Genomic DNA, 2,762 nt, shown 5'->3' with positions numbered 1-2,762 from the left:
ACATACGAAACCAAGAAAAAAATGACATTCATCGGGATCAATTAAAACTCGGAATGTAGATAGTGCCTTGGGCACGGACTTAAGCCCTTTTAGGGCGTCACCCAAATAAGCATCCGGCTTTGCCGGAGGTAAGTTAACTAATGAAAAGTAAGGTTAATTTCGAGGCGATGGGCGCAAAACCCCGTTTAGAAAGAATATGCACATCATGATTACTGAAAACACTGCAGCCAAAAGATTATTTATCATCCAGAATGACGTTTCTAATGTTCCATAGTTCCATTGTAGATGAAAATCAATTATAAAATAATATATATTTACAATGAACAGTGCTGTTAACGATACAAATATAATTAGTTTTATTTCCCAATTAATAAGCTGTGGGATAAAATATATAAAAAATATATAAAAACCAAACAAGACTTCATATGTATTTACAGCGGTCATCCAGACAGTAAGAGTGTCTATAGGATTCATATAGAGATATATTATGTTTAAGTATAACCCATATACATTAACAGCCGTTACTAGGGAAATGAATAGTAAAATTAATGCCTTATATTTTTTTAAAGAAAAAACAGGCACAAGCGTCTCCAAAAATAGTGTTCAAGACCATAATTGGTCAGTCGTTCATTATTAATATGGTAGCAGTTTTAATAAGCCTTTCCCTATATAACTATTTTATATTTCACGAATATATACAATTAGGTAGTTAAAGAACAAAATAGGGTAGATCACGCGCTGTCGTGATCTTACCCCCAAGTGTTGAATGAACCAGTGATAATGAGCCTTATCACTGGTAGAGTTCATGTGGTTTATCAGGATAATCAGAATTTGTTTTGAACATCAATTTAACTATGGGTATCTTAGTTAATACTCTGCTGCTTTTCGATGTGATGGCGTTTTGATTCATTGAATTTATTTGGCATGAAAACTCAAATTTAGAGAGGTACCATGCCATTTTACCTTAACTTGCACCAAAACCTATAACGGTTCAATTACTGAGCGGTGCAACAAGCCCACTTTTCGTACCGTTGGAGCTCGTACCCCGTTTCCAACTAAAATTCAGTTAAATATGGCATAAATGGCTTTGGCGCTCGCTTCTAAGTCTTCAATACTATATTTTTGCTCAACACCGGTATCTAAAATAGTTTCACCAGCCGATAGCCAATCTAGTGCTGATTGGGCGATGATTTGCTGACCCGGAGAAGCTAGGTGCTCAGTGTTCCAAAATAGGTAAGGATCACCATTGCTGTTAAGGCAATCAGTAGCACTGCCGAGTGGGATAATTGTGACTACAGTGCTGTCATCACCGCAAGTATTGGCAAAAGTAGTACTATAGTCGTCACTAAAGGCAAGTGTTTCCATATTGTCGTAGAGGTTATCTAAATAATAGAAGTACCATTTAGGATTAGATTCAGAGAACATAAAGGCATATTCAGAGGCCGTTAGATAGGTGAGTAGCTTAACTCGTTCATTATACACCTTAATGAGTTCACCTAATGATTCTGCAAGTACTTTGAGTTTTTCAGGGGGTAGAGTGATCCCCTGAGCGGCAAAGTAATAATTAAAGTCAGGGATAATACCGAGGTTAAATTGAGGGAACATGATGATGTTACCCTTTTCTTGTCCTTGTGAGTTAAGTCCACTGAGCATTGTTTGCACTGCAGAATCTGAGGTGCCTATCATATATTCAGGGATTGTCGTCCAGATAGACTCTATGAAAGTGTCAAAGTCAATTTTTCCTTCTATCCACTCAAAAAAAACAGCAGAAAGATCGTTGGCTCCGCTGTAAAAGACATATAAGGTATCTTTGTCAACGATATTATAATCGGCTTCTAGATTTGGTAGAAAGAGTTCTGTTACTTGTTGATAAAGCGTCGGAACGGCTACTGTTTTTTCTAAAGCATAACTATCAGCGGCTGATATAGGCGGAATGCCATCATCTAATATCTGGGAAGAACGATAGGTTGCTTGTAAAGCATATATCTCTTTTCCATCACTACAAGATCTATCTGACAATGCTGTGTGGTCATCATTATAACAGCCAGTCGGTCGTGATAAGGCACCATACCAAGCATAGTTAATAGATAGTTTATCAATGCCATTGCCTTCAGCAGTATAAGCGACCCAAGAAGAAAGTTCGATAGTGTCAAATAAAGTATAGTTATTACTTAATCCGTTATAGGTTAAATACTGTAACCAGCCAACAGAGCTTGCTTCTCGATCATAGCAGCTCGCATCATCTACATTATCATCGCTTGATGCGGTGCAAATACTTTGCGTGTCGCTGGATAAATTAATGATATTGTAGTGAGTACTTATTTCTGGAAATGTGAGTGTACCGGGACTGATTGGGGAAAAAAGCGTGCTGGTAATGGGCTCTGAAACCGAATTGTAAAGATTGCCTGAGATCCCATAAGGGGAGATAGAACCGCTATCATGATTATAATAAAGGCTTTGTGGAAAGTTATTCATGTCACTTTGGCTATCACCAAAGACCATGATATTTGAAAATGTAGTTGTTTTATAATCATCGTCTGAGCATGCTGACAGTAGTGTTATAAGAGAAATACAACAAATATATATCAATGTTTTTATACGCATTTATCACCTCAGTTGATCGTGAATAAGATAAGTATAGGTAGACTGAGTATAAGTGCTTAACTAAAAGTTATCGTATATTTTGATGGATAGTTGTCCATGATATTTTTTACACTCTCTTTGAGTGCATCAAAAGTGATAAAGTCATGGCAAGATAACCA

General features: G+C 36.9%; 1 protein-coding gene. It reads right to left on the bottom strand.

The genetic code is table 11. The features are described 5' to 3' along the window. Positions 1-1,062 precede the first annotated feature (1,062 nt). The gene (locus tag L2764_RS26615; protein ID WP_248943354.1) at positions 1,063-2,604 is read right to left on the bottom strand and encodes an SGNH/GDSL hydrolase family protein; all 1,542 of its coding nucleotides are present in this window, start codon (positions 2,602-2,604) and stop codon (positions 1,063-1,065) included. Between the last annotated feature and the right edge of the window lie 158 nt (positions 2,605-2,762).

Origin of the sequence: Shewanella surugensis (genome assembly GCF_023284005.1) — a bacterium.
Taxonomy (GTDB): domain Bacteria; phylum Pseudomonadota; class Gammaproteobacteria; order Enterobacterales; family Shewanellaceae; genus Shewanella; species Shewanella surugensis.
This window is presented reverse-complemented; position numbering and strand designations above follow the sequence as displayed.